The following is a 25,127-nucleotide window of genomic DNA, read 5'->3' as shown; positions in this document are numbered from 1 at the left end:
CATGGAAGTACCGCTGACCATCGCTGATCATCTGCGCCGGGCGTCGCTCGTCTACGGCGACCGCGTGGGAATCGTCGACGAACCGGATCAGCCGGCCCCGTCCCTCGGCGACATCACGTACCGGCGATTCGAGGAGCTGGCGACCGGGTTGGCCGCCGGTCTCGACGATCTCGGACTCGAACACGGCGCCCGCGTCGGCATCGTGTCGCAGAACGCGGCCCGCGTCCTCGTGCACCTGTTCGGTACGAGCGCGTTCGGACGGGTTGCCGTGCCGATCAACTTCCGGCTCAGTCGGGACGAGGTCGACTACATCGTCCAGCACTGTGGCGCGGAGGCACTCATCATCGACCCCGAGCTCGAGCCGTCCCTCGGCGACATCGACGTGAAGCACCGCTTCATCGCCGGCGAGGAGAGCGACTCGCTCTACCGCATCGGCACCGAGCCGCGGCCCTGGGAGCCGTCGGAGGGCGCGACCGCGACGATCAACTACACGAGCGGCACCACGGCTCGCCCGAAGGGCGTCGAGATGACGCACCGCAATCTGTGGATCAACGCCGCCACGTTCGGCTGGCACACCGGTGTCAGCGATCGCGACGTCTACCTGCACACCCTGCCGATGTTCCACTGCAACGGCTGGGGCATGCCCTACGCGATGACGGCCATGGGGGCCCAGCAGATCGTCCTGCGCAAGGTCGACGGCCCCGAGATCCTCCGTCGGGTCGACCAGCACGGGGTGACCATCATGTGCGGCGCACCGGCCGTCGTCGCGGCCGTGCTCGACGCCGCGGCCGACTGGGACGGCCCGATTCCGGGGGCCGGGCGGGTCCGCATCGTGGTCGCCGGCGCGCCGCCCCCGACCCGCACGATCGAACGGGTGGAGACCGAGCTCGGCTGGGAGTTCATCCAGATCTACGGCCTCACCGAGACCGCACCCCTGCTGACGATCAACCGCACCCGCGCCGAATGGGACGAGCTGGCGCCGAGCGAGCGGGCCGTCAAGCTCTCACGGGCGGGCAACCCGGCCCTCGGGGTCACGATGGCGACGGACGACGAGGGTGAGGTGCTGGCCCGCGGCAACGTGATCCTCAAGAGCTACTGGGACAACCCCGAGGCCACCGCCGAAGCACTCGCCGACGACTGGTTCCACACGGGCGACGGCGGATTCATCGACGACGAGCACTTCGTCAACCTCCAGGACCGCAAGAAGGACGTGATCATCTCCGGCGGAGAGAACGTCTCCTCGATCGAGGTCGAGGACTGCGTCTTCTCCCACGACGCGATCGCCGAGGTGGCCGTGATCGGCGTGCCGGACGAGAAGTGGGGCGAGACCGTCAAAGCCCTGGTGGTGCTGGCCCCGGGCGCGTCCGCGACCGAGCAGGACATCATCGACCACTGCCGCGAGCGCATGGCCCACTACAAGTGCCCGACCTCGGTCGAGTTCCGCGACGAACTCGCCCGCACCGCGACCGGCAAGCTCCAGAAGTTCAAGCTGCGGGCCCCCTACTGGGAGAACGAGGAGCGGGCCATCGGCTGACGGCCCCGCGGCTTCACGAGGGCGGCGGGCCGGGGACGACCCAGCCGACGCCCTCCACGAAGCGCGCGTTGTTGGGCGGGTCGCGCGGATCGTCGGGATCCATCACCCAGCCGTGGCCCTCCACCCAGGTGGGTCGGCGCCACTTCGCCGTCGCGTCGGCGGGCGGATCGCTCGCGACCGGCTCCGGCTCGGCGACTGGCTCGGGATCACCCGTCCAGGCCGGGAAGGCGACCGCCTCGGGAGGCTTGGCCCTCGTGGGCAGCTTGGGTCGGGGGGCCGCGAGTGGGGCCGCGGGATCCGGCGCCGGGGTCGGCGGTGCCGGAGGGGCCGGAGGCGGTGTCGGTGGCGGTGCCGGGCTCGGCCGGTCGACCGGGGCCACCGGCATGGCCGCGGTTGCGTCCGGGGCGGGCGCGGGATCGGGTCGCGGCGCCGGGGCCGCGACCGGGGGCGACGCGGGCCGGGCCGGCGCGGGGGCGGGACGGGGGCGGGGCTCGCGCACCGGGGGCGCGGACACCGGGGGCGCGGGTGCCGGGCCCGCGGCGACGGGCGTCGGTTCGCGCCGACGCCGGCTGGCCGGTTCGTCACGCGGGCGGTCCGGGTCGGGCCAGAACATCGAGAGCAGGAGCAGCACCGCACCGATCCCGCCCAGCACGATGGACGGGATCAGGGCCGCCCGCAGGATCGCGGTCAGGAACGCGGCGAGGATCTCGGCGCCATCGGGGGCCAGGAGGCGGAGCAGATAGGGAACCCCGAGCCCGATGATCAGATAGAACGCCGTTGTTCCGATCGCCCACCGGGCCGCCTTGCCGAGCACCTGCGACCGGTCGCTGGTGGTGAGGAACGCCAGCAACGCCATGGTCACGGACAGGGCGGCGAGCAGCGGGACGGTCCGCTCGAGGAACGAGATCACGGGCGAGGCGTTCGGGATGCGCTCGGTCGGCAGCTCGACCACGAACTCCTCGGGCAGCTCTGCGGCGACCGTCGGTGCGAAGATCCCGATCCGCTCGCGTGACGACTCGAGGGCCGGCCCCAGGTCGATCTCGGCCGGCGCGTCGTCGAGCCCGAGGAAGGCCCGGTGTGTCGTCCCGAACGCGTTGATGATCAGATCCCGCACGACCGGATCGTCGAGGATGATGTCCACGCCGGCGGCCACCTGGGCCTCGCTGAGCTGGATCGACTCCGGCATCGCCGCCTCGAGCGCCTTGCCGATGTTGTTGCCGATCTGATCGACCACCTCGTCGTTCTCGAGCAACTCCTCGGCGATGGTGCTCGTGCGGCTCTCGTCGAACACCGTGCGCAGGGCGAGGAAACCCCACCATGCGAAGGACCCGAGCAGCAGGGCGGGGCCGAGGATCAGACCGGCGATGACGCGACGAAACACGGCCGCCATGTTCGCACGTCAACCCGCGCCGGCAGCGGCGCGTGCCGAATCAGCGCGGCGGGGAGATGCAGGGCTCGCCGTCGCACACGTCGATCACGGTCCCGGTGCGCAGGAAGTGGTCGATCTGCTCCACGGCCACGAGATGGCGGCGCGGATCCTCGTGGGGGTCGATGCCGTCGCGGGGCGGCACGTTCTCGATCGGCGGCACCGCGGTGCCGCTGTCCCACATGACGGTCGCGCTGCCGTCGTGGGGATACGACTCGATGCGCGGGATCCCCCAGAACGGCTCGACGTCGGTCGAGCGGCCCTCGCCCACTGCGGGCCACACGACGGACGCCCCCATGGAGCGGGCCATGACGTCCATGGCCACGTTCGCCACCTGGAAGTCGCCCAGTGCGCCGTGCAACAGACCGCGCTTCTCGTCGAGGCCGGCGAGCGGTTCCCGATAGTGGTTCACGTAGCCGTTGCCCTCACCGCGGTCCCAGAGCATCTGGATGAGCAACAGGAGCTGGGCCTGGTCGAGCTTGTCGGGATACGCCGGGTCGAGGAAGGCCTGGTAGAGGTCGAAATCGACACTGCGGTTCAGCAGGGTCGAGTAGTTCACGCCCGGCACGCCGAACACCCCGATGTCCCAGTCGGTCGACACCGCGGTGGAGACCGGACCCATGATGCCGCCCTGGCTGATGCCGTAGTAGGCGAGCTGATCGGTGTCGAGCAACTGAGCGCCGCTCTCGTCACGGAACGCCGGATCCGCCGCGAACCCGTCCGGGTGCTTGAGCAGCCGACCGAGGAACAGGGTGTTCAGATGACCTTGAAGGAGTCGGTCGCTCAGCGTGTGGAACGTGGACGCCTCGCCGAGGATCGCGATCGCGTTCACGGCGTCCTCGTCCGCCATGCCGATCAGGTCGGTGCCGCAGATGATGTGGTTGTGGTGTTCCGCGAGCAGCCGCGGGCCCGCCGACGTGGCCTGGTTGCGGGTGCCGAGCAGGCCGTGGCCGTAGATGACGCCGCCGGCGGGCTCGTCAGCGGTGGTGTTGTCGTGGACCATGCAACGGAAGACCGACGGCCAGGTGCCGTTGACCTCGGGAAGGGTCGGGTCGCTGGTGAGGTTGAGCCCGTTGCCGGGCCCGCCGTCGCCGGTGAGGTAGAGCGGCACGTCGTAGGTGCCCTCGATGATCGTGTAGGTGTCGCCGCCGTCACGTTCGATGTTGTCGATCGTGTAGGACGGGGCCGCATCGCCGAGGATCGCGAACGCGTCGTCGCGCATGTGGACCAGCGGACCCGTGAGGCTCTCCGTGGAGATCACCGTGAACTCCCACGCGAGCACCAGCTCCTCGCGGGCGACGCCGGCCGACGCCAGGTCGGCGAAGACCCGCTCCATGTCGTCTCGACGTGCTTCGAGCGTCTCGTTTTCCGTCTCCAGCCGGTCCCGGTAGGCGAGGAACACGTCGCTCGGCTCGATCGGCGCGCCGTCGTCGTCGACCAGGTTGCGCAGGCCGATGACGATGCGGTGTCCCTCCGGATAGTTCTGCGCCGGCCGCAGGAAGAGGCCCTGGCGGGCGGCGTCGGTCGCGTTGGCGTCGAGCTCCGCCCAGTGGGCCCAGCGCGTGCCGGTGGTGGCGTCGACGACGACGCTCCCCGAGTCCTCGGAGAGCGAGGCGGCGATGTCGGTGATGGACGGGAGACCGGACCCGGCGGGATCGACCCCCGGAAGGACCACCAGGGCCGCGCTCCCGGGCGAGAACCCGTCGGCGAGGTTCTGGCGGGAGGGATCCATCGCCACGCCGTCCGCGTTCACCGGCGTGCCCTCGGCCGGGAGGTTCACGCGCCGGCCGGTCACCGTCGAGTCATCGGCGACGGTGAGTGCATCACTCGGGAAGGGCAGCAGGCACACTGCGGCCAGCAGCTCACACGACTCCGGCTGATCCAGCGTGATGTCGATCGAGCCGGCGAACCCACCCTCGCCGATCGGTGCGGAGGTGGTGGTCGACGAGGTCGTCGAGGAGTCGTCCGTCGGGGCCGCGGTCGTGGACGTCGCCTCCCCGCCGCCCTCACCGTCGTCACTGCAGGCCGCGGCGAGGAGGGACAGGGCGAGCAGCGCCACCCCGATTCGTCCGGTCAGGCGGCTGGTGATCGGTGCGCGACGAGAGAAAGACATGGGTCGCAGCATCGCGCGGTCGGCCGCGCCCGACCAACTGACCGCCGTCGTCAGATCGGCGCCATCCGCCAGAGCAGCCAGCCGACGCCGATCGCGAGCATCCACGAGAAGACGAGCGCACCGAGCAGCAGCGGACCCTCGCCCTCGACGCCATGCGTCCGCAACGGATCATGGTGTTGTTCGGTGTGTTTTCCTTCGATTCGCAGCATCGCCAACCCTTCGCTGCCGGTCACCGCCGGACCGACACTCGCACCGTGCCACATCGCGCCGAGACACCTGTGTCACGTCACGCACGGTGGCGCATGTGACCGCGCGGTAGATACTTCGTTCAGTTTTCCGCCGATTCGTCGACCTCGTCGGCCGCGAGAAACCACTGCCGCTCGAGGTCGGCGAGACTCAACAGATCGAGCCCCAGCGCCGCGCAGGGCCCGTCGTAGGCGACCGGGAGGTCGCCGAAGCGCACGGCACCCGACTCGGCCGCCACCAACCGATCGAGCGGGATTCCGAGACGCTCGGCGAACGCTTCCGGCCCGACCAGCGAGCTGACCCGGCTTGCCAAGGCCACCGCGGCCGCCACCGGATGATCGACGCCGGCCGCGCGCGCCCGCACGGCCATGCGCTCGACCAGTGCCGTCGCGTCGCGTCGCAGCATGCGGGCTTCCTCCGCTGCGGCGATGTCGGCGGCGATTTCTCGCGCGTCGACGAGGGAGACGACGGGACGTCCGGTGGCGACCTCGGTGAGCATGTCTCCATCATGTCGAGGGGGTGTGACACTCACCGGTCCGCGAGACTCGGGGAATGGCAATCGGCATCCTCCACCCCGGCGCGATGGGCGCCTCGATCGGCGCCGCCCTCGTCGCCGGCGGAGACGTGCGCTGGACCGACGCGGGCCGCAGCCCGGCCAGCGTGACTCGCGCTCGACGCGCCGGCCTGCGGGCCGAGGCGACGCTGGAGGACCTCACCGCCTCGTGCGACACGCTGATCTCGGTGTGTCCGCCCGCCGCCGCCGTCGAGTTGGCCGCGGCCGTGGTGGCCACGGGGTTCACCGGTACCTACCTTGACGCCAACGCGATCGCGCCGGCGACCGCCCGGGCGATCGGTGCGCAGGTGGAGACGGCGGGCGGCGTCTTCGTCGACGGCGGCATCATCGGCCCGCCGGCGACGACGCGGGGCGCGACCGTGCTCTACCTCGCAGGCCCCGCGGCACCCGTCGCCGCGCTGCACGACGCGTTCGCCGGCAGCGCCGTGATCACCGAGACCGTGGACGGCGCCCCGGGTGCCGCGTCAGCGGTCAAGATGGCGTTCGCGGCATGGAGCAAGGGCACGAGCGCGCTGCTCCTCGCGATCCGCGCCCTCGCCGAGCACGAGGGCGTCGCCGAGGGACTCGAACACGCCTGGTCGACGCTCACCCCGGACCTCCTCGCCCGACTCCCCCGGACCGTTGCCGGCACCGCGCCGAAAGCCTGGCGATTCGCCGGCGAGATGGACGAGATCGCCTCGACCTTCGCCGCCGCGGGCCTCCCGGCCGGATTCCACACCGCGGCCGGCGACATCTATCGCCGTCTGGCCGACCTGCGCGACGCGGACGCCGTCGAGCTCGCCGACGTGCTCGACCGACTCGCCCCGCCGTAGGGCACCCGTCCCTGGATCGTCTGGTCGAGCGGGACGGCTGAACGGCCCGCCCGGCCCCTGACCCGCTCAGGCCGCGTCGTCGAGCCGCCGCATCGCCCCCTCGTGGTGGCCGCAGAACCAGGACGCACCCGGCACGATCTGCACGAAGTCACCGGCCTGGGCCCGCATCGAGTAACGGTCCTCCCAGCGGCCGACGAGGCCGTCGTCGAAGTGCGACTCGTGGACCGCGATCAGCTTGAGATCGAGGAGGTCGAGGGTGTCGTCCCCGATCTCGCCGCGCCGGACGTAATCGTCCGCGACCGCGTGCACGAGCACCTTCTGGAGTTCGGGTTCGAGATCGACGACCAACAACTCGGGCTGGTCCCAACTCTCGAACGCACCGATCGTGTAGGTCCACGGGGACGGACCTTCCACCTGGACCATCACGTATCCGTGGACCCGGATCATCAGGTCGGTGTGGCGGTCGATCTCGTCCCAGCTGTAGCCGTCGCAACGCATGCACATGGCCATGGCCTCTCTCTCTTCGTCGGAGAGACCGGCGACCACCGCCGGCGAGCGTGGCACCAGTGTGGCGCCACGGTGTGACAGTCCGGGGCGGGTCGGTCAGCCCCGGTTGGCGAGGGCGAGCGTCTGCAGCGTGACCGCCTGCTCGTCCTGGGTGCCGAACGGCACCGCGTTGAAGGTCGTCGTACCGGCGTCGCCGAACGACCGCACGCGGGAGACGACCTCGTCCTGCGTGCCGACGATCGCGATGTCGGCCGGACCCGTCACGCCCTCCCGATCCATCATCGCCCGGTACGACGGCAGCCCGCCGTACACCTCGAACTGGCTCGCGGCCCGTTCGAGTGCAGGGGCGGGGTCGTCGGTCACGCACACCGGCACCGAGGAGATGACCCGGGGTTCGGGACGCCCGGCCGCCTCGGCCGCCGCCCGCAGGGTCGGCGCGACATGGTCGCGGATCGTGTTCGGTCCGGTCATCCAGGTGGACGTCCCGTCGGTTCGCGAACCGCACAGCTTCAGCATCGCCGGACCCAACGCGGCGATGACGACCGGCGTGGGCGGGGCGTTGAAGGAGAGGCCGCCGCGAAACGTCAACGTCTCCCCGGCCGCATCGACCGGCTGGTTGTCGAGCAGGGGCAGCAGGACGTCCAGGTATTCGCGCATGTGGCGCACGGGCTTCTCGAACGACATGCCGAACATGCCCTCGATCACGATCTGGTGGGAGAGCCCGATCCCGAGCGTGAACCGGCCGCCGCTGATGTGGCTGAGCGTCTTCGTCTGGGCCGCCAGCATGGCCGGGTGGCGGGGGTAGGTCGGGATGACCGCCGTCGCGAAGTGCAGCTCCGGCACCTCCCGGGCCACGACGCCGAGCATGGTGATCGCGTCGACCCCGAAGATCTGCGGAATCGTGAGGGTGGAGAAGCCGTCGTCGGCGACCTGCCGAGCCTGGCGAATGAGGTCGTCGATGTCGTCCGTCTGGGTGAAGATGCCGATGTCCATGCGGGCGACCCTACGCCGCGGCTCGGCGCTGACTCATGTCCCCACCCCGCGATGTCGATGGAACGGCCATGGTCGACATGGTCCGCAAGGTGCACAAGGCAGCGAGGAAGTCGCCGGCGCTTCTCGAAGCGTCGGAGACCGTGCTCGCCGCGAGCGCGGTGGGCTACGTGGGCCAGTTCCAGACGACGCTGGCCGCCGCCAACGCCGGCGCGGCCGGGCTCATCCACGCCCGCCGCACCGCCGATCGCGCCGTCGTCGCGTCGACCGGCACCCTGGCGGCAGGCTGGCCGCCGGTGAAGTCGGGCATCCTCGCGGTGACGGATCGTCGGCTGGTGCTCTACACCCAGTCGCTGCGCACCTTCGGCCCGAAAGAGTTGGTCGGTGCGTGGGACCGCGCCGACGTGCACGCCATCGGCGTGGAGCCGGGCAAGGCGAGCGAGATCGTCAGCGTGCAGTTCGTCGACGGCTCGGTCGCCCAGATGGAGTCGATCGTGACGGCGAAGCCGGCGCTGCTGGCGACCGCCTTCTCGGCGGGTTGCTAGACCCGGCCGGCCGCGCGGGCGGCGTCCTCCGCCCGACCGATCTGTGCATCGACGATGTCGAGACCGGCCGCCCAGAACCCGGGGTCGGTGAGGTCACAGCCGACGATCGACGCGAGTTCCTCGGGCCACCGCGAGCCTCCGGCACCGAGCAGCTCGAGATAGCTCGGCACGAAGGCGGCGCCCTGCGCCTCGTACTGGGCATAGACGGAGAGGGCCAACAGCTGGCCGTACGCGTAGGCGTAGACGTAGCCGGGCGTGCCGATGAAGTGCGGGATGTAGCTCCACCAGCTCCGGTAGCCGTCGGTGACCTCGACCGTGTCGCCGAACAGGTCGGTCTGGGTGCGGGCCCAGTGGTCGGCGAAGTCGTCCGTACTGAGCTCGCCCACCTCGCGCCGGTGGGTGTGGACCGCATCCTCGAACCGGTTCATGGCGACCTGACGGAACACGGTCGCGAGGTTGCCCTCCACCTGCTGGGCGAGCAGGGCGAAGCGCTCCCCGGCATCGTCGGTCTGGTCGAGCAGCCGCTCGAAGGTGACCGTCTCGCCGAACACCGACGCCGTCTCCGCCAGCGTCAGCGGCGTCGACTGGTGGAAGATCCCCTGGGGTCGAGCCAGGTAGCCGTGCACCGCGTGGCCGAGCTCATGGGCGAGCGTGAGGACGTCACCCGGTGTCGCTGTGTAGTTGAGGAACACGTAGGGGTGATGGCTCGGCACGGTGTAGGCGCAGAACGCCCCGCCCCGCTTGTTGTCCCGGACGGGTGCGTCGATCCAGTTCTCGTCGTAGAAGCGGTCGACGATCGCCGCGAGCTCGTCGCTGAAGCTGGCGTAGGCGTCGCGGACGGTCGACTTCGCGGTCTCCCACGGCACGTGCTGGTTCGTCTCGGCGACGGACGACCCCCGGTCGTAGTCGGCGAGCCGGTCGACCCCGAGCACCTGCGCCTTGAGGCGGTACCACCGCTGCGGAAGGTCGTAGCGGGACACGACCGCCTCCACGAGCGCGTCGACCGACGCGTCGCTGGCCTCGTTGCCCTGGTTCCACGCCGTGATCCAGGTCGGATAGCCACGCAGCCGATCGTCGGTCGACTTGTCCGCCAGCAGCGTGTTGAAGACGAAGGCGCGGGTCCGCAGGCCCGGCTCGAGTCCGGCGGTGACCGCAGCGGCGGCCTCCTGACGAACGGCGCGGTCGGGGTGCAGGAGGCGGCTGAGCCCGGCCTCCAGGGGCTGGGAACCGCCGTCGAGCTCGACGCGGATCGACGACGTCAGTTCCGTGAAGAGACGGACCCACGCGCTCCGACCCGTGGGCGACTTCGTGGCCAGCAGTCGCTCCTCGGGCTCGCTCAGGACGTGGGGACGGCGCAGCCGGCTCGTCTCGAGATGATGGCGGTGCGCAGCGAGCTCCGGACTGTCGAGCAGCGCCGTCGCGGCGTCGTCGTCGATCGCGAGCCACTCGAGTTCGAACCACACGAGTTCGGCGGCGAGCGCGGCGGTGCGCTCCTGGAACTCGGCCATCAGGGCCCCGTTGGCCGGATCGGCCACGTCGGTCGAGAACCGCAGCTGGGCGTAGTTCGCGGCCCGGTGGGTCGCATCGAACATCTCGGCCTGCCGGTCCAGCCACTCGGCGAGCTGGGCCGCGCTCGCGGTCGCGACCTCGCCTTTGGCGTCCTCGATCAGCGCAGCAGCCATCGCGGCGGCCCGGTCGAGCAGGGCCCGGGCGCCGTCAGGACCGCTGCCGTCGACGAGGGTTTCGACATCCCACGCCGCGTCTTCCGCGCCGGTCGCCGTCATGGTGGTGTCCGAACTGGTCATGGCGGGAGTGTAGGGCGGGCGATTCCGCCCGGTGGGCCACGATCACCGGACAACATCACGCCGACCGTTAGCGTCCCTTTCATGTCGGTCGGAGGCCCCTGCGCGTGACTGAACCTGCCGCGGAAGACGAGCGGACGCGGCTCCCCCGCGTGCGCTTGCGGGTCCTCATCGACAACATCACGGCCCACCACACGCTCCTCGTCGCCAGCGGGGTCGCGTTCACCTGCGTGTTCGGTCTGATCCCGGCGATGATCGCCGTCGTCTCCGTCTACGGCCTCGTCGCGGAGCCCGCCGACGTGGAGTCGAACCTCCGTCCGCTGGTCGACGTCCTTCCCGAGGATGCGGGCAATCTCCTGATCGAACAGCTCGAGAACGTCACCGCCGTCGACGGCGCGGGCGTCACCGTCGGCCTCGTGCTCGGCCTCGTCGGCGTGGCGTGGGCGATCTCGAGCGCGCTCAACTCGATCGTCATGGCGATTCGCATCGCCCACGAGGTCCCGAGTCCGCACAACTGGATCCAGGGTCGCATCTTCGCCCTGAAGTTGAGTGTGGTGGCGGTGCTGGCCGTCGCCGCGATGATCTGGCTCGTCGTCGTGCTCCCGCCGGTGCTGGAGGACTGGAACCTCGGCGGCGCCTACCACCTCGCCGTGTCGATCGGTCGGTGGCCGGTCGTGTTGCTCGTCTCGAGCGTGGCGCTCGCCCTCTTGTACCGATCCGTCGTCGGCCATCGCACGGGCCGCTTCCACTTCATCTCGTGGGGCGCGCTGGTCGCCACGGTGATTTGGGTCCTGAGCACGATCGGGCTGGCGCAGATCTACGCCATGATCGGCCAGATCGAGAGCACGTTCGGTTCGCTCGGGGCGATCGCGGCCCTTCTCGCCTGGTTGTACCTCACCGCCCTCGCCGCCCTGATCGGTGCGGAGATCGACGGCGCCCGATTCCACCGGAACGGCACCGAGCCCCGAAACGGCAGTTTCGGCCGGATTCCAGAGGAAAACGGCCCCGCTGACCCGCCCTGAACCCGAAAACCCGAGAATTTCTCGGAGAAAGTGTCCAGGACCGGGCCCGACGGTGCTCAGGACCCGTGAACGGCGACAACCGGTCGCCTCGAACACGGAGTCCAGCGATGCACCAGGAAACCCCCGACAACCAGAACCACGAACCCATGATCGGCAACGAGACCTCGGTCTTCGACGCCATCGACGTTCCCACCCACCAGCCCACCCAGACCGTGCCCACGGTCCCCGCAGCGACCGCCGCGACCGCGGCCCCCGCCGCCCACGTGGCCGCTCCGGCCGACGAGCGCCCCTCGCGGCTGTGGATGCTCGCCGCCGCCGCAGCCGGCGTGCTCGGCTTCCTCGGTGCCGCCCTCGCGGCGTCGGGCGGCTCGAGTGACAACCCGACGGTCGGCGACGCGGTCGTCGAGACCGACACCGCCGCAACCGAGGTGCTCGGCGACACCGAGCTCCCCGACGTCGACGAACCGGTCATCTCCACCGACGGTGAGACCGCCGGAGAGGCCGACGCATCCGATACCGACACGGACGACACCGACACGGATGACGATGCCGCTGACGAAGGTGACGCCGACACCGACACGGATGACGATGCCGCCGACGAAGGCGATGCCGACGAAGGTGACGCCGACGAAGGCGATGCCGACGAGGGCGATGCCGACGAAGGCGATGCCGACGAAGGCGACGCCGATCCCGAAGCGGACCCGGAAGCCGATCCCGAGCCCGAGGAGGATCCCGAGGCCGATCCCGAGGACGATGACGACGATCCCGACCCGTTCCCCGGCTGGGACTTCCCCGGCGAGATCCTGCCCCTCCCGACCATCCCGCCGTGGGAGCCCCCGGGCGAAATCCTCCCGGTGCCGACCATCCCGGAGCCCCCGTTCGACTTCCCCCTCGACATCGTGATCCCGACCATCCCCCCGGGCCCGGATCCGGTGCCCCCGGTCTTCCCGACCGACTTCCTCGGTGAGGTCGTGGTCATCCCGGACTTCGACTTCGGAAGCTGACCACCGCACGGGAAATCCCCGAATCCCCCGATCCCGGACTCGGAGGCCGCGCACCTTGGTGCCGGTCTCCGAGTTCGCCGCGTCCGGCCCCGCCCCCGGCATCCACCGGGACCGTCCGGGATGTGGTCAACATTGCCGCATGGAGACACGCGCCCTGGCCGCGAGCGACGGCAGTGTCAGCGTGGTGCCGGCTCGCAGCGCGGCCGCACCGGCGGACGGTTGGTTGTGGGTCGACATCACCGTGGGCAGCGCCGATGTCGCCGAGCTCATCGACTTCACCTCGGCCTACGAACTGGACCCGATCGCGGTCCGTGACGCGGTGGACGACTTCGACCTGCCGAAGCTGGACGACTTCGGCAGCCATCTCCTCGCCATCATCCACGGCCTCGCCGACGACCGCATCGAAAGCTATGAGATCGACTGCTTCCTGACGGAGGAACGCACGCTGATCACCGTCCACGAACGTCCGTCGCCCGCGATCGACACGCTGTGGGACCAGGTACAGCGGTACCCGCAGCTCGCGAGCGGTGGCGCCGACGATCTCCTCGCCCGTCTCGCCGACGTCGCCACCCGTCGCTTCGTCGCCGTCATCGACGAGTTCGACCAGCGCGTGGAGACACTGATCGACCGGGCGCTCGGCGCCGACCCCACGATCGTCGCGGACGTCACGGCGATGCGGCGCGATCTCGGCCAGATCCGCCGGGTCGCCCACCCCCAACGCGAGGCGTTCGACCAGATGCGTTCCTCCACCTCGCCGCTGCTCTCGGACCAGGCCCGGCGCCGGTTCTCCGACGCTTTCGACGTCGCCGGCCGCGCCGCCGGCGGCATCGACAACGCACGCACATCCCTGGCCGAGACCCTCGACGCCTACCGCGGTGCGGAGGCCGGCCAGGCGACAGAAGTGAGCAAGGTGCTGACCGTCTACGCCGCGGTGATGCTGCCGTTGACCCTGGTCGCCGGCATCTTCGGCATGAACTTCTCGAATCTTCCCTGGGTGGAGAGCGAGAACGGTTGGTTGATCGTCAGCGGCATCATGGCCGGCATGGCGCTGGTCTCGCTCGGGATGTTCGTCTCGGTCGGTTGGATCCGACGGCCCACGGCGCGGGGCACCGGCCAGATGATCGGTCGGGGGCTGATGGAAGCCGCACGCACCCCGGCGAGTCTGGTGGGCGGGGTGTTCGAGGTGTCCACGAAGACCATCCGCGACATTCCCGGCCGCGACAGTCACCGCCGCGACTGATCAGTCGACGAGGGCGGCGGCCTCACGGCGGGTGCGGAGCTCGCTGAACACGATCGCCGCCACGAGGATCGCGAGGATCACGCCGAGCGACACGAACGTGTCCAGGTGATGCCACTGGCTGAGAGCCATCTTCACCCCGACGAAGACGAGGATCGCTCCGAGAGCGTGGGACAGATAGTGGAAGCGCTGGCGGGCGTCGGCGAGCAGGAAGTACATCGCCCGCAGGCCGAGGATCGCGAACGCGTTGGACGCGAAGACGATGTACGGCTCGTTGGACACGGCGAGCACCGCCGGCACCGAGTCGAGGGCGAAGATCACGTCCGTCACCTCGATCACCACCAGCGCGGCGAACAGCGGAGTCGCCGTCCGCACACCGTTCTTCACCGTGAAGAACTTGTGCCCGTCGTAGTCGTCGGTGACGGGCATGACGCGCCGGAGCAGGCCGAGTCCGGCGGTGGAGGCATTCTCGCCCTCGTCCTCGCGATGGCGGATGATCCGCAGGCCGGTGATGACCAGGAAGGCGCCGAACACCACGAGCACGGCCGCGAACCGACTGATGAGCGCGGCTCCCACGAGAATGAAGACGAGGCGGAGCACCAGCGCACCGAAGATGCCCCAGAACAGCACCCGGTGCTGGAACCGCAGCGGGATCCACATCGTCGAGAAGATGATCGACCAGACGAAGACGTTGTCGATGCTGAGCGACTTCTCGATGAGGTAGCCCGAGATGTACTCGCCGAACGCCTCGCTGCCGAACCCGATGGCCACCACCGCCGAGAACGCGACGCCGAAGCTGATCCAGACGAGCGTCTCGACCAGGGCGCTGCGGGTGGTCGGCTCGTGGTCCTCGCGGTGACGATAGAGGTCGACGGCGAGCAGGACGCCGATCGCGATGGCCAGACCGACCCACCAGCCGAGGCCGACGTCGAGATCGACGAAGTTGTCGCGGGCGGACGCCGCGGCGAGCAGGTTCACGAACGCGAAGCTACCGCCGCAGGGCGAAAGGAGACCGTCAGCTCACCATCCGGTTCTCGTAGGCGACGTACATGCGACACGGCTGGCTGCGTGTGTGCTCACAGTCGGACAGCCCGTCCGGCACATCGACGCCGGAGACGAAGGGCAACGTCAGCGTGCTGGCCGCCGGGTCGACCTGCACCGCGGTCCCGTCGTTGGGGAGCACGTCGAAGGCCCACAGGTTCCGGTTCCCACCGGGCGGGTCCACGATGAGCCGCAGCTTCGAGCCGGCCCGGAAGACGTGGCCGGCGGGGAAGATCTCCACGTCGATCTGGGTGAACTCGCCCGCGGGCAGCTCCTCGGCGGCCTCCTCACTGTGGAGGTGCCAGGGGAGGTTCTCCGTCGTCTCGGTGTCGTCGAGCGCCCGGTGCGACGCGCGGAGCCAGCCGGACTGCACGTACATCTCGTAGCCGTCGGGGCGCACCTCGGTGACGGTCACCTCGATGTCGGCGTCCGCTTCGTCGGCCATGATCGAGAGCGACACCCGGCCGGTGCCGATGAGGAGGAGGTCCTCGGTGAAGGCGTCCGTCTCGAACACGAGCGCCTCGCCGTCCTCCAGCAGGGCCCAGTCGAGGTTCTCGAACTCGTCGCCGTCCTCGTCGGCGGCCTTCGTCAGTTCCTGGCTCTGCTCGACGTCGACGGTGAACTCGCCGACCGCTTCGCCACCGGCGAGGTCGGCGAGCGACCAGGTCTGCAACTCGGCCTCTGCGACCGGCCACTCGTCGAACACGACCTGCCCACGGGGCACCGGCGCACCGAGCGCGTCCGGGTTGCCGCCGTTCTCGAGGAAGACGGTGATGGTGGTACCGGCCTCGAACGCGGCCTTCGCCTCCTCGTAGCTCCCGAAGTTGTCGGGTGGGAGTTGGGCTGCGACGCCGAACACGTCCGCGTAGAGCAGGGGCGCACCCAGACGCAGGACGGGATCGAAGGTCGGATCGCGGTCGGCGACGTAGACGCTCAGCAACTCCGTCGCCGCGAGCAACGACGCCGGGCCCAGCGAGTCGGCGTGGGCGCCGTTGTAGAGATGGGCGTGGAACACGTCCGTCCCGGTGAACTCGTCGAGCATCGTCGGGAACCGGCCGCCGGTCTGCTCGTCCTGCCAGGCGCCGGCCAGGAAGGTCGGCACCGTGATCTGGTCGACGAACAGGCGGGGCGAGAGGTAGTCGATGTCCTCGCCGGGGTAGTACGAGAACTCCGACGTCGTCGTGGCGAGGTCCTGGTTCTGGCTGCGGAGGAGTTGGTTCTCGTCGCAGATCGTGTCGCCCTCGGCGATCCGGTCGTTGACCCAGCCCTGGCCGTAGGCGTCGTTCGCTCCCTGACGCGAGTCGCCCCAGCTCTTCGCGAAGCCGTTGTTGTAGATGCCGCCCGGGTAGACGACCGAGCGGTACGAGTCCTCGATCACCGAGATCGGCGTGATCGCCGCCAGGCTCGGTGGCTGGGTCTGGGCGACGAAGAGCTGGCTGATGCCCGAGTAGGAGATGCCGACCATGCCGACCTTGTTCTCGTACACCCAGTCCTGGGCGGCGATCGTCTCGATCATGTCGTAGCCGTCGATGGTCTGGAGCGGCTCGAAGTAGTCGTAGGCCCCGCCCGAACAACCGGACCCGCGCATGTTGACGCCGACGGTCGCCCACCCGAGCAGGCCGTAGATGTTGATCGCCGGTTCGACCGCGTACGGACTCGCCGGGTCGTAGCCCGAGTACTCGACCACGGTCGGGTACGGACCGTCCTCCGGGGGCCCCGGGAGGCGCACGGTGGCGGCGAGCAGTGTGCCGTCGCGCGTCTCGATGTAGCCGTAGCCCTCCCACGTGCCGGTGTCATCGATGGCGAACTCGGACGGGAAGGTCTGGGCCGCGAACCACTCGGCGTCGGGATGGTCGTCGAGGGACGGCACGGTGAGCGGATCACTGGTCGCCACCGGATCCTGCGTCTCGTCGAGCACGAACCACCCCTCACCCGGCTCGACCTGGCGGAACAGCAGGTTGCCGAGGTCGTCCACGATGCCGGTCTGCACGACGCCCTCACGGCCGCTCAGGCCGAGTTCGGTGCCCGGGTCCGCGCCGGTGACGGTGACCTGGCCGGCGCTGACGTGGGTGGTGAACGTCGCCGGGACGCGATCGCGGGCGTCGTCGCTGTCGTCGCCGGCCGCGGTGTCGTCGCCACCGTCGTCGTTGCCATCGTCACCGCCGTCGTCGCCACCGTCGTCGGACGAGGCGCCGTCATCGGGCGTTTCGTCGGCGTTGTCCCCCGAGTCGTCGCCGCATGCGGCGGCGAGAAGGCTCAGGACGAGCAGGAGAGCGAGGGGAAGACGGAGGCGGCGCATCCGAGAACCCTACCCATGGGTAACCTGCGCGGGAAAACGGAGGCTGTGCAGCCCGGCGAGCCTCAGCCCGACGAGCGGGGTGTCGCGATGAGCGCCGCGCCCCGCACGGTCGCCTCGGGCTCGCCCCGGGTCACCGCGAGGCCACGGGCCTCGATCGCGGCGAGGAGCACGTCGGAACGACTGAGTCCACCGTCGACCGCCAGGGCCGCGACGCCCATGTGCGCCGCAAGTTCCGCGACGCGCTCGGCGATGCCCTCGACGGCGGCACGCACCATGTCCTCGCGGGTCGTGTCGAGGGCGAGCCCGGTCCACGTCGCCCGAGCGTCGGGCTCGTGGCGGGGCGATCCGCGACCGGCGAGCGCGGGGACGAACGCGACGCTCCCGACCCGCCCCGCCGTCGCGACCGCATCGAGATCCTCGACCCGGTCCAGCAGACCGACACGGACCAGCCACTCGATGACCGAACCGGCCGTGTTGATCGACCCTTCGAACAGGAACTCGTCGACCGCGGTATCGCCCTCGCCCCGCCGCCACAGCGGAAGCATGTAACAGCCCTCCGGCGCCGCGCCCGGCTCGGGGCCGGCGTGCACATCGAGCATCGCCGACGTGCCGAGGGTCAACTTCGCCTCGCCCGCACGGATGCCGTGTGCCGCGCACGCCGCCATCTGGTCGCCGAGCCGCCCGGCCAGGAGCACCTCGCCGCCCAGCCGGCTCGCGGAACCGACGACGGCGTCGGACGCAACGACGCTCGGCAGCGGGTCACGGGGCACGGCGAAGAGATCGAGCGCGCCGTCGGACCAGTCACCCGAGCGGGCGTCGTACAGACCGGTCGCCGCCGCGTTGCCCGGCTCCGTCACACATGCCTCACCGCCGGAGAGCGCCCACGTCATCCAGGCGTCCACCGTTCCCATGCGCAGCGTGCCGTCGGCGGCCGCCGCGGCGACCGCCAGATCGTGCTCCAGCAGCCAGGTCATCTTGGTGCACGATGCGTTCGTGTTGACCGGGATGCCCTGGTCGACGAAGCGGGCGACCTCCACCTTCGTGCGGGTGTCCTGCCAGCCCACGGCCGGGCGCAGCGGTTCGCCGGTCGCGCTCGACCAGCAGACGATGGTCGCTCGCTGGTTGGCGATGCCGAGACGGGAGACATCGGCTGCGACGGCACCGGCCTCGGCGAGGGCCACGGCCCAGAGCCGTTCCGCGGCCTCCACGAATCCCGCGGCGTTCTGCTCGACCGCACCCGCGAACGGGACGTCGAGCGGCAACTGCTCCCGGGCGATCGCGACCCGCTGCTCACCGTCGAACAGGGCGACCCGGATCGTCGTGGTGCCGACGTCGAGCCCCGCCACGAGGCTCACGGGATCAGCACCCCGGGATTCATCAGACCAGCGGGATCGAGCGCCGCCTTCACGCCCCGCAGCATGGCGACGCCGCCGGCCCCGACCTCCGATGCCATCCACTCGCGCCGGACCCGCCCGACGCCGTGGTGATGGGCCAACCCCGCGCCGAGGTCGTCGGCGGCCCGTAGCGCCGCGTTCCAGCACGCGTCATAGGTCGCCGCGTAGTCCGCGGGGTCGCCGGGCGTCGCCGCCAGCGTGAAGTAGAGGTTGGCACCGCTGCGGTAGGCGTGCGAGGAATGCGCGGATGCGGCCACGACGCCGGCCACGCCGTTCAACGCCGCGACCACGGCGTCGTAGAGCGCCGGGAGCCGCGACCAGTCCGCCGCGACCTCGATCGTGTCGGCGACCACGCCGGACCGGAGCAGCTCGTCCCAACTCGGCACCGTGTTGCGGTGGGCGAACCAGCCGTCCACGGCCTCCGTGGGTGCGGCGGCGCCACCGCCTGCCCCGCAGATGTCCGCCACGGCGGCGGCTTCGAGGGGCGCGACGCCGGGCGGGCCCTCGTGCAGGAAGATCAGCATCGCGTTGCCCTTGGGCATCTGGTCGCGGAAGTGCCGCCAGGACTCGCGCCCGTCGTAGAGCCGCACCACCGGCGGCCGCCAACCCGCCCGCATGACCCGGCGGATCGCCTCGATGCCGTCGGCGAACTCGGCGAAGTGGAACGCCTGGCGGACGCCGGGCTCCGGTTGCTCGCGCACCGAGAAGGTCACGTCGGTCACGATGCCGAGGGTGCCCTCGGCGCCCATGAGGAGGTGCCGGAGATCCGGCCCGGCGGCCGCTCGCGGCGTGTCGCGACTGCGATAGATCGTGCCATCGGCCAGCACCGCCTCGAGGCCGTAGACCACGTCCTCGATGTTGCCGTATGCCGTCGAGTACTGGCCCGACGCCCGGGTGGCGACCCAGCCACCGACGGTCGAGAGCTCGATCGACTGGGGCCAGTGCCCGATCGTCAGTCCCTCCGCCGCCATGCGCTGCTCGGCCTCGAGGCCGTTGGTGCCGGCCCGGAACGAGGCGAGGAGGTCCGACGACGAGAACGAGCGGAGCCCGGTCATCCGTTCCGTGGAGAGCACGACCGAGTCCGGCGCGGCCAGGACGCCACCGACGACACCGGAGCCGCCGCCCCGCGGGATCATCGGCGCGCCGTGGGAGACACAGATCCGGACGGCCTCCGCGAGTTCCTCGGTGGTTCCGGGGGCACACACCGCCACCGGTGCCACCACGGGCTCGCCCGCGGAGATCGGTATCTGCGATCGCATCCACGTGTCGCGCGCCCGTTCGGCTCGCTCCGTATCGCCGAGCAGGAGTCCCTCTCCCAGCACGCTCGCCAGATCGTCCGTCAGTCCCATCACGCCTCCCCGGCGGTTGTCCGAAACGCGAGTTCGTCGGCGAACCTCGCTCGTACCTCGTCGATCTGACCGGCCCGATCGTCGCTCGACCAGCCGAGCCGATCGGCCATGCGGTCGGCGATGGCGATCGCGATCTCGTCACGCCGGGCCGGCACGTACCAGGCAACCCGGGTTCGGCGGTAGACCACGTCCACCAGCGTCGTGGCGGCCTCCACGTCGATCGCCCAGTCGACCTCGCCGGCGACCACCGGCTCGCCGTCAACGAGGGGTGCGGACCCGAGGGCCAGCACCTCGTCAACCTCGGAGCCGTACAACCGGCGCAGGCGGGTGGCCTGCCGGTCGTCGCCATCCGGGGCCGGTTCGCCGCCGGGCACAGCGGCCGTCCCCGGCCCCTCCGGGAGCCGCCGACCGAGCTGCTTCGCCACCACGTCCATCACTTCTTCGGCGAGCTTGCGGAAGCCGGTCAGCTTGCCGCCCGCGATGGAGATCATGCCGCCCGCCCCGACCGTGACCTCGTCCTTGCGGCTCATCTCCTTCGCCTCCTTGCCCTCCTGGGCGATGAGCGGCCGCACGCCGGACCAGGCGGCAACGACGTCGGCGGGCCCGAGCGGGTCGATGTCGAAGTAGCGGGCCATCGGGTCGAGGAGGTACGAGACGTCGTCGAGCTCGATCTCGGGCCACAACGGGCGGTCGCCGTGGTAGCTCGTGTCGGTCGTGCCGATGTACACGATGTCACCCCGGGGGATGACGAAGATCGAGCGCTTGTCCGGCGTGTTGGCGATCACCAGATGATTCGCCGGGAACCGCTCGCGCGCCACGACCACGTGCACGCCTTTCGAGAGATGCAGCGGCGTCGCCGGCGGATCCTGCTCCATCCGCGCGATCGACTCGACCCACGGCCCGGCGGCGTTGATGACCACGTCGCCCCGCACGACGACCTCCCGATCGGTGGCGGCGCAGCGGACGACCACCCCGTCGATGCGTTCACCGGCGCGGGCGACGTCGACGACCGGGGCCCGGTTCGCGACGACCGCACCGTCGGTGACCGCGGCGCGCAGCACGGCGAGGACGAGGCGCGCGTCATCGGTGAGGTACTCCCGGTAGGCGACGGCGTATCCGTAGGGATCGGTGCGCAGATGCGGCTCGTGGGCCGTGATCTCGTCGCCCTTCCAGACCTCGTGGCGGTCGGCGTCCGCCACGCCTCCCAACTTCTCGTAGGTGCCGATCCCGGCCCGGAACGTGGTGACGCTCGCCCAGTTCCTCGCTGGGACCACCATCCAGCAGGGCTCGGCGAGGTGGGGGGCCATCGCGTGCACGGCCGTGCGTTCCCGTGCCGTCTTGCGTACGAGGTCGACCTCGCCACTCGCGAGGTAGCGCAGCCCACCATGGATGAGCTTGGAGCTCCGGCTGCTGGTGCCGGCTGCGTAGTCGTTCGCCTCGAGCACGGCGACGCGCAGGCCGCGTCCTGCAGCATCCCGGGCGATGCCGGCGCCGGTGATGCCGCCGCCGACGATCACGACGTCGAAGCGGTCCGCCTCGAGCTCGTCGAGCCGATCGGCGCGCGACGACGGCGTGAGCGAGGGGGCGGTCATGGGAGACGTTCTAGCCCACCGGCTGCGCCCTGTTCGCCGCCGGACGCGGTTGCTACCGTCCACGCGTGGGCTCCCTGTTCGACATCCTCGCCGTCGTCATCGGCGGCGGCGTGCTCGTGGGCGCGGGTGCCGTCACGGCGACGACGATCTCGCTCCGGCGCCGCAACCAGGTGGTGGCCGGCGTCCGGTCACCGGCGCCGCTCGGATGGCTCACGTCGAACCGCCGCGAGGCGCGGCTGCACCGCCGCCTCCGTTCGAGCGGCCGCCGGCTCGCGCTCGTTCCCCCGACCGACGACGTGAGCGACATCATCGCCCGCCTCCGGGTCGAACTCGTCGAGCTCGACGGCTATCTGGTCGTCGTTTCCCGCCGTCCGACCCAGGCTCGGCGGGCCGACCGGAAGGTGGTCGAGGAACGGGTCCGAGACATCGAGGACCTCGTCCGTCGGGTCGAGGAACGCGGCCGCACGGAGCTGATCAGCCTCGGCGAACTGCACGAGCGTCTCGATCTGCTGGAGGCCGCCGACGACGAACTCAACGAGCTCGGCCCGCCCGGCTGATCGGCGCGGGAAAGAACGGGCCGCGCCGCCCGGGAGGTCGTAGCCTGCACGGATGTCTCGGCCCGCACGAATGTCTCGGCCCGCACGGCGCCTTCCCACCGCCTGGGTGTTCAGCGCCCTGTCGGCCGCGCTCGCGTCCGGCTACGGCGTGCTCTTCACCCTCGTCGGCGACTATCGCGACGAGTACGGCATCAGCGAGACGAACATCGGCATGCTCATCGGCGCCGGGTTCCTCAGCGCCTTCTTCGCCCAGATCCTGATCGCGCCGCTCGCGGACCGGGGGTACGCCCGCGTCCTGATCGTGGCCGGCGTGCTCGGCAATGTCGCCGGCCTCCTCCTGATGGGGTTCGGCACCTCGCTCGAGCCGCTGATGATCGGACGGGTGATCTCCGGCATCGGGATCGGCACCTCGCTCCCCGCGATCCGCCGCATCGTGATCGTCGCCGACCCGGACAACCTCGGCACGAACCTCGGACGCCTGCTCTCCGCCGACGTCTTCGGCTTCGCCATGGGGCCGGCCATCAGCGCGGTCCTCGCCGGGCCCTTCGGCCTCGCCGCACCCTTCCTCGTGGTGAGCGCCGTCACCGTCATCTTCGTCATCCCGGTGTTCACCCTGCAGATCACGGAGACCCGGGACGAGGCGCCGAAACGGCTCGCGCTCGACCTCCTGAAGTCGCGCGTCGTCGCGGGTGCCGTCGTCCTCGGCGCCGCCGTGTTCCTGATGATCGGCGCCTTCGACGCCCTGTGGGACGTCGTGCACGAGGACCTCGACACCCAGACCTGGCTTGCAAACCTCGGCATCACGCTCTTCGCGGTGCCGCTCGTGATCCTCGGACCGACCGGTGGTCGACTCGCCCAGCGCGTCGGGCCGTTCCGGGTCGGCGCGGCCGGCATCGCGTTCGGGGCGACGTTCATGTTCATCTACGGACAGTTGCCGTCGGGTGGGTGGATCTTCACCTTCACGATGTTCCACGCATTCACGGACGCGTTGACGTTCGCGTCGACCGGCATCGCGATCTCCATGTCCGTACCGCCGGAACGCCAGGCCGGCGCGCAGGGGGTCATGGGGGCCGCCCAGGCCCTGGTCGCGGCGATCACCGCCGGGACGATCGGCGCGATCTACGAGGGGCCCGGTCGCGCCGCCGCGTACGCCACCGCCTCGATCGCGATGGTCGTGCTGGCACTCATCGGCGTCGTGCTCGCGTGGCCGTTCATCCGCGGCCGCACCGAGCGGTACACGGCCCCGCCGGTCGAACCGGTCGCCGCGGCCTGACGATCAGACGGGATCGAGGAAGACGAGCGGGATCTCCCGATCCGTCTTCTCCTGGTAGCCCGCGTAGTTCTTGTAGGCGCTCGTGACCGTTTCCCACAGCTCGGCCCGCTCCTCCGAGGAGAGGATCCGGGCGGTGTGGGGCTTCGCCGCCTCCCCGTTGCGGGCCACCTCGACGGCCGGATCGTCGCGGAGGTTGAGGAACCAGGCCGGATGCTGGTCGTCGCCCCCGCGGGACGCCACGATCAGGAGGGAGTCGCCGTCCTGGTGCGGCGACGTGAGCATGACGGAGCGCTTCGCGCCGGACTTGCGACCCGTCGTCGTGAGTTCGAGGACGGGCATCTTCCCGGCCGTCCACCCGATCCGGCCACCGCTCACCTTCAGCAGACCGCGGTGGATGGTGTTCATGGTTTTCAGGACGACGTCGCTCGGCATGGGGCAACCGTAGTGCGGGGCGCAGCGAATGACCTACGGTCGGGCATGCGGTTCGTCGGAGTGGACCTCGCCTCTCAACCCGAGAAGTCGAGCATGTGCCTCCTGGAATGGCGGCACACCCCGACGGTCGTCGACATCGTGCGACCCGCGACCGACGACGCGATCGTCACCGCCGCGCTCGACGCGATGGGCGTCGGGATCGACTGTCCGTTCGGCTGGCCGTCGGACTTCGTCGACAAGGTGACCCACTGGCACCGCGGCGAGTCGGCCGCCGCCACGACGGCGACGCCCCGCGAGCTGCGACTGCGCACGACCGACCGGTGGCTGCGCGAGCACCACGTGCCCCGCGACCCGCTCAGCGTGTCCACGGACCGGCTCGCGATCGTCGCCCTGCGGGGCATCGGCATCCTCGAGCGCCTCCTCGGGCCGTCCGGCGACCGCTCCGGACGCCGCAACGTCTACGAGGCGTACCCCGGCGGCACCCTCGCCGTCTGGGGCCTTCCGGCCACCGGCTACAAGGGCGCCGACGGCCGCGCGAAGCGAGCGGAGATCGTCGACGCCCTCGACGGCGCGATCGACCTCGGCGGCCATCGTGACGCAATGGTCGACAGCGACGACGACCTCGACGCCGTGCTGACGGCCGTGATCGCAGGGCTCGGCCGGGCCCGCCACACGACCCGTCCCCCGGCCGAGCACCGGCGGGCGGCCGCGATCGAAGGCTGGATCCACGTGCCCACGATCGGCCTCGACGAGCTCGCGACCGTCGCCTTCTGACCGCCCGGGGACGGGCCGGTCAGGCCTCCGTGGCGAACGCGGCGAGGTCGCGTGCGGTGTCGCGCGAGATCTCGGTGCAGACCATCGGGAAGATCTCCGCGCCGTGGGTCGTGCCCATGACCTGGCGACAGCGGGCCGGCACCCCGGCCTCCATCAACAGCCGGTAGAACTCGATGCCCTCGTCGCGCAACGGGTCGAGCTCGTTCACGCTGACCATCGTCTTCGGGAACCCTTCCACGTCGGCGACGCTGGCGAACGACGGCCACGCCATCGGGTCCTTCGCCTCGAAGGCCTCGATGCCGTAGCCCATGCGCCCCTGGTTGCTGTGCAGTGACAGCAGGTAGCCGTCGTTGTCGATGGAGGACGGGAACTCGTCGCGCGGCCATTCACCGGAGATGTAGGGGCAGAGCGCGTAGAGGCCGTGGACCTTGTCGAGATCGCCCGATGCCTTCAGCCGCATCGTCGTCGCGATCGACAGATTGCCGCCGCCGCTCTCCCCGGCGACGATCAGCCGGGACGTGTCGATACCGAGATCCGCAGCGTTCTCGACGACCCAGTGGAAACCGGAGACGCAGTCGTTCAGGCCGCCCGGGTACTTCACGAC

At 70.5% G+C, this 25,127-nt stretch carries 23 protein-coding genes; 9 read left to right on the top strand and 14 right to left on the bottom strand.

Annotation, left to right across the window (positions count from 1 at the left end):
- Position 1 precedes the first annotated feature (1 nt).
- Positions 2-1,534: an AMP-binding protein gene (locus tag R8F63_00115; GenBank protein ID MDW3216984.1), complete on the top strand. Its 1,533-nt coding sequence runs from the start codon at positions 2-4 to the stop codon at positions 1,532-1,534.
- A gap of 13 nt (positions 1,535-1,547) precedes the next feature.
- Here the strand turns inward: R8F63_00115 and R8F63_00110 are convergent, their stop codons facing one another.
- The 4 genes from R8F63_00110 to R8F63_00095 form a co-directional block, all read right to left on the bottom strand.
- The gene (locus tag R8F63_00110; GenBank protein ID MDW3216983.1) at positions 1,548-2,915 is read right to left on the bottom strand and encodes a hypothetical protein; all 1,368 of its coding nucleotides are present in this window, start codon (positions 2,913-2,915) and stop codon (positions 1,548-1,550) included.
- A 49-nt stretch (positions 2,916-2,964) separates the two neighbouring features.
- The gene (locus tag R8F63_00105) at positions 2,965-5,073 is read right to left on the bottom strand and encodes a hypothetical protein (protein ID MDW3216982.1); all 2,109 of its coding nucleotides are present in this window, start codon (positions 5,071-5,073) and stop codon (positions 2,965-2,967) included.
- A gap of 50 nt (positions 5,074-5,123) precedes the next feature.
- Positions 5,124-5,282: a hypothetical protein gene (locus R8F63_00100; GenBank protein ID MDW3216981.1), complete on the bottom strand. Its 159-nt coding sequence runs from the start codon at positions 5,280-5,282 to the stop codon at positions 5,124-5,126.
- A gap of 119 nt (positions 5,283-5,401) precedes the next feature.
- On the bottom strand, positions 5,402-5,818 hold the full coding sequence (locus R8F63_00095) for a hypothetical protein (protein ID MDW3216980.1): 417 nt from the start codon (positions 5,816-5,818) through the stop codon (positions 5,402-5,404).
- A 53-nt stretch (positions 5,819-5,871) separates the two neighbouring features.
- Here R8F63_00095 and R8F63_00090 point away from each other — a divergent pair, with 53 nt between their 5' ends.
- Complete coding sequence (locus R8F63_00090) at positions 5,872-6,705, top strand: DUF1932 domain-containing protein (GenBank protein ID MDW3216979.1); 834 nt, start codon at positions 5,872-5,874, stop codon at positions 6,703-6,705.
- 66 nt (positions 6,706-6,771) lie between these two features.
- Here R8F63_00090 and R8F63_00085 read toward each other — a convergent pair whose 3' ends face one another.
- Entirely contained in the window at positions 6,772-7,215 is a 444-nt protein-coding gene (locus tag R8F63_00085; GenBank protein ID MDW3216978.1) for a DUF4262 domain-containing protein, read from the bottom strand.
- A 93-nt stretch (positions 7,216-7,308) separates the two neighbouring features.
- Positions 7,309-8,205, bottom strand: coding sequence for a TIGR03564 family F420-dependent LLM class oxidoreductase (locus tag R8F63_00080; protein MDW3216977.1), 897 nt, complete (start codon positions 8,203-8,205; stop codon positions 7,309-7,311).
- 68 nt (positions 8,206-8,273) lie between these two features.
- On the opposite strand from R8F63_00080, the gene R8F63_00075 reads away from it, so the two are divergent.
- Positions 8,274-8,747, top strand: coding sequence for a hypothetical protein (locus R8F63_00075; GenBank protein MDW3216976.1), 474 nt, complete (start codon positions 8,274-8,276; stop codon positions 8,745-8,747).
- Here R8F63_00075 and R8F63_00070 read toward each other — a convergent pair.
- Positions 8,744-10,552 carry a M3 family oligoendopeptidase gene (locus R8F63_00070; GenBank protein MDW3216975.1) on the bottom strand — a complete coding sequence of 603 codons (1,809 nt, stop codon included), beginning with the start codon at positions 10,550-10,552 and terminating at the stop codon, positions 8,744-8,746. The two genes, R8F63_00075 and R8F63_00070, sit on opposite strands and share 4 nt — an antisense overlap.
- 104 nt (positions 10,553-10,656) lie before the next feature.
- On the opposite strand from R8F63_00070, the gene R8F63_00065 reads away from it, so the two are divergent.
- The 3 genes from R8F63_00065 to R8F63_00055 all read left to right on the top strand — a co-directional run bounded on the left by R8F63_00065 (position 10,657) and on the right by R8F63_00055 (position 13,815).
- Positions 10,657-11,571, top strand: coding sequence for a YihY/virulence factor BrkB family protein (locus tag R8F63_00065; protein ID MDW3216974.1), 915 nt, complete (start codon positions 10,657-10,659; stop codon positions 11,569-11,571).
- Between the two features lie 107 nt (positions 11,572-11,678).
- The gene (locus R8F63_00060) at positions 11,679-12,575 is read left to right on the top strand and encodes a hypothetical protein (GenBank protein MDW3216973.1); all 897 of its coding nucleotides are present in this window, start codon (positions 11,679-11,681) and stop codon (positions 12,573-12,575) included.
- 139 nt (positions 12,576-12,714) lie between these two features.
- Positions 12,715-13,815 (top strand): magnesium transporter CorA family protein, encoded by a 1,101-nt coding sequence (locus R8F63_00055; GenBank protein ID MDW3216972.1) that lies wholly within the window; start codon positions 12,715-12,717, stop codon positions 13,813-13,815.
- Here the strand turns inward: R8F63_00055 and R8F63_00050 are convergent, their stop codons facing one another.
- The 5 genes from R8F63_00050 to R8F63_00030 form a co-directional block, all read right to left on the bottom strand.
- The gene (locus R8F63_00050; GenBank protein MDW3216971.1) at positions 13,816-14,790 is read right to left on the bottom strand and encodes a TerC family protein; all 975 of its coding nucleotides are present in this window, start codon (positions 14,788-14,790) and stop codon (positions 13,816-13,818) included.
- Positions 14,791-14,827: 37 nt separating this feature from the next.
- Positions 14,828-17,152, bottom strand: a complete 2,325-nt coding sequence (locus R8F63_00045; protein MDW3216970.1) for a CocE/NonD family hydrolase — start codon at positions 17,150-17,152, stop codon at positions 14,828-14,830.
- A gap of 62 nt (positions 17,153-17,214) precedes the next feature.
- Positions 17,215-18,507, bottom strand: a complete 1,293-nt coding sequence (locus R8F63_00040; GenBank protein MDW3216969.1) for an FGGY family carbohydrate kinase — start codon at positions 18,505-18,507, stop codon at positions 17,215-17,217.
- Positions 18,504-19,895: an FAD-binding oxidoreductase gene (locus R8F63_00035; protein ID MDW3216968.1), complete on the bottom strand. Its 1,392-nt coding sequence runs from the start codon at positions 19,893-19,895 to the stop codon at positions 18,504-18,506. The genes R8F63_00040 and R8F63_00035 overlap by 4 nt, the downstream gene beginning before the upstream one ends.
- Entirely contained in the window at positions 19,895-21,487 is a 1,593-nt protein-coding gene (locus tag R8F63_00030) for a glycerol-3-phosphate dehydrogenase/oxidase (protein ID MDW3216967.1), read from the bottom strand. Before R8F63_00030 ends, R8F63_00035 begins: the two co-directional genes overlap by 1 nt.
- A 65-nt stretch (positions 21,488-21,552) precedes the next feature.
- Between R8F63_00030 and R8F63_00025 the strand changes: the two genes are divergently transcribed.
- Both R8F63_00025 and R8F63_00020 read left to right on the top strand, forming a co-directional pair.
- Positions 21,553-22,044, top strand: coding sequence for a hypothetical protein (locus R8F63_00025; protein MDW3216966.1), 492 nt, complete (start codon positions 21,553-21,555; stop codon positions 22,042-22,044).
- A gap of 52 nt (positions 22,045-22,096) precedes the next feature.
- Positions 22,097-23,317 carry an MFS transporter gene (locus tag R8F63_00020; GenBank protein ID MDW3216965.1) on the top strand — a complete coding sequence of 407 codons (1,221 nt, stop codon included), beginning with the start codon at positions 22,097-22,099 and terminating at the stop codon, positions 23,315-23,317.
- A 3-nt stretch (positions 23,318-23,320) separates the two neighbouring features.
- On the opposite strand, the gene R8F63_00015 is transcribed toward R8F63_00020, so the two are convergent.
- Positions 23,321-23,749 (bottom strand): nitroreductase/quinone reductase family protein, encoded by a 429-nt coding sequence (locus R8F63_00015; protein MDW3216964.1) that lies wholly within the window; start codon positions 23,747-23,749, stop codon positions 23,321-23,323.
- Between the two features lie 45 nt (positions 23,750-23,794).
- Between R8F63_00015 and R8F63_00010 the strand changes: the two genes are divergently transcribed.
- Complete coding sequence (locus tag R8F63_00010; protein ID MDW3216963.1) at positions 23,795-24,523, top strand: DUF429 domain-containing protein; 729 nt, start codon at positions 23,795-23,797, stop codon at positions 24,521-24,523.
- A gap of 19 nt (positions 24,524-24,542) precedes the next feature.
- Here the strand turns inward: R8F63_00010 and R8F63_00005 are convergent.
- Positions 24,543-25,127 (bottom strand): alpha/beta hydrolase fold domain-containing protein (locus R8F63_00005; protein ID MDW3216962.1); only part of this gene is annotated, 585 nt, incomplete at its 5' end.

The sequence above is a fragment of the Acidimicrobiales bacterium genome, from assembly GCA_033344915.1.
In the GTDB taxonomy this organism is placed as follows: Bacteria; Actinomycetota; Acidimicrobiia; order Acidimicrobiales; family Aldehydirespiratoraceae; genus JAJRXC01.
The sequence above is the reverse complement of the archived record's forward strand: the minus strand, read 5'-3'. Positions and strand labels throughout refer to the sequence as shown.

Bases quoted from the DNA above. Each gene is read 5' to 3' on its own strand.
- R8F63_00090 (MDW3216979.1), top strand. From the start codon at position 5,872: ATGGCAATCGGCATCCTCCACCCCGGCGCGATGGGCGCCTCGATCGGC.
- R8F63_00115 (MDW3216984.1), top strand. From the start codon at position 2: ATGGAAGTACCGCTGACCATCGCTGATCATCTGCGCCGGGCGTCGCTC.
- R8F63_00095 (MDW3216980.1), bottom strand. From the start codon at position 5,818: ATGCTCACCGAGGTCGCCACCGGACGTCCCGTCGTCTCCCTCGTCGAC.
- R8F63_00105 (MDW3216982.1), bottom strand. From the start codon at position 5,073: ATGTCTTTCTCTCGTCGCGCACCGATCACCAGCCGCCTGACCGGACGA.
- R8F63_00045 (MDW3216970.1), bottom strand. From the start codon at position 17,152: ATGCGCCGCCTCCGTCTTCCCCTCGCTCTCCTGCTCGTCCTGAGCCTT.
- R8F63_00100 (MDW3216981.1), bottom strand. From the start codon at position 5,282: ATGCTGCGAATCGAAGGAAAACACACCGAACAACACCATGATCCGTTG.
- R8F63_00030 (MDW3216967.1), bottom strand. From the start codon at position 21,487: ATGACCGCCCCCTCGCTCACGCCGTCGTCGCGCGCCGATCGGCTCGAC.
- R8F63_00020 (MDW3216965.1), top strand. From the start codon at position 22,097: ATGTCTCGGCCCGCACGAATGTCTCGGCCCGCACGGCGCCTTCCCACC.
- R8F63_00015 (MDW3216964.1), bottom strand. From the start codon at position 23,749: ATGCCGAGCGACGTCGTCCTGAAAACCATGAACACCATCCACCGCGGT.
- R8F63_00055 (MDW3216972.1), top strand. From the start codon at position 12,715: ATGGAGACACGCGCCCTGGCCGCGAGCGACGGCAGTGTCAGCGTGGTG.
- R8F63_00075 (MDW3216976.1), top strand. From the start codon at position 8,274: ATGGTCGACATGGTCCGCAAGGTGCACAAGGCAGCGAGGAAGTCGCCG.
- R8F63_00080 (MDW3216977.1), bottom strand. From the start codon at position 8,205: ATGGACATCGGCATCTTCACCCAGACGGACGACATCGACGACCTCATT.
- R8F63_00085 (MDW3216978.1), bottom strand. From the start codon at position 7,215: ATGGCCATGTGCATGCGTTGCGACGGCTACAGCTGGGACGAGATCGAC.
- R8F63_00010 (MDW3216963.1), top strand. From the start codon at position 23,795: ATGCGGTTCGTCGGAGTGGACCTCGCCTCTCAACCCGAGAAGTCGAGC.
- R8F63_00060 (MDW3216973.1), top strand. From the start codon at position 11,679: ATGCACCAGGAAACCCCCGACAACCAGAACCACGAACCCATGATCGGC.
- R8F63_00035 (MDW3216968.1), bottom strand. From the start codon at position 19,895: ATGGGACTGACGGACGATCTGGCGAGCGTGCTGGGAGAGGGACTCCTG.
- R8F63_00070 (MDW3216975.1), bottom strand. From the start codon at position 10,552: ATGACCAGTTCGGACACCACCATGACGGCGACCGGCGCGGAAGACGCG.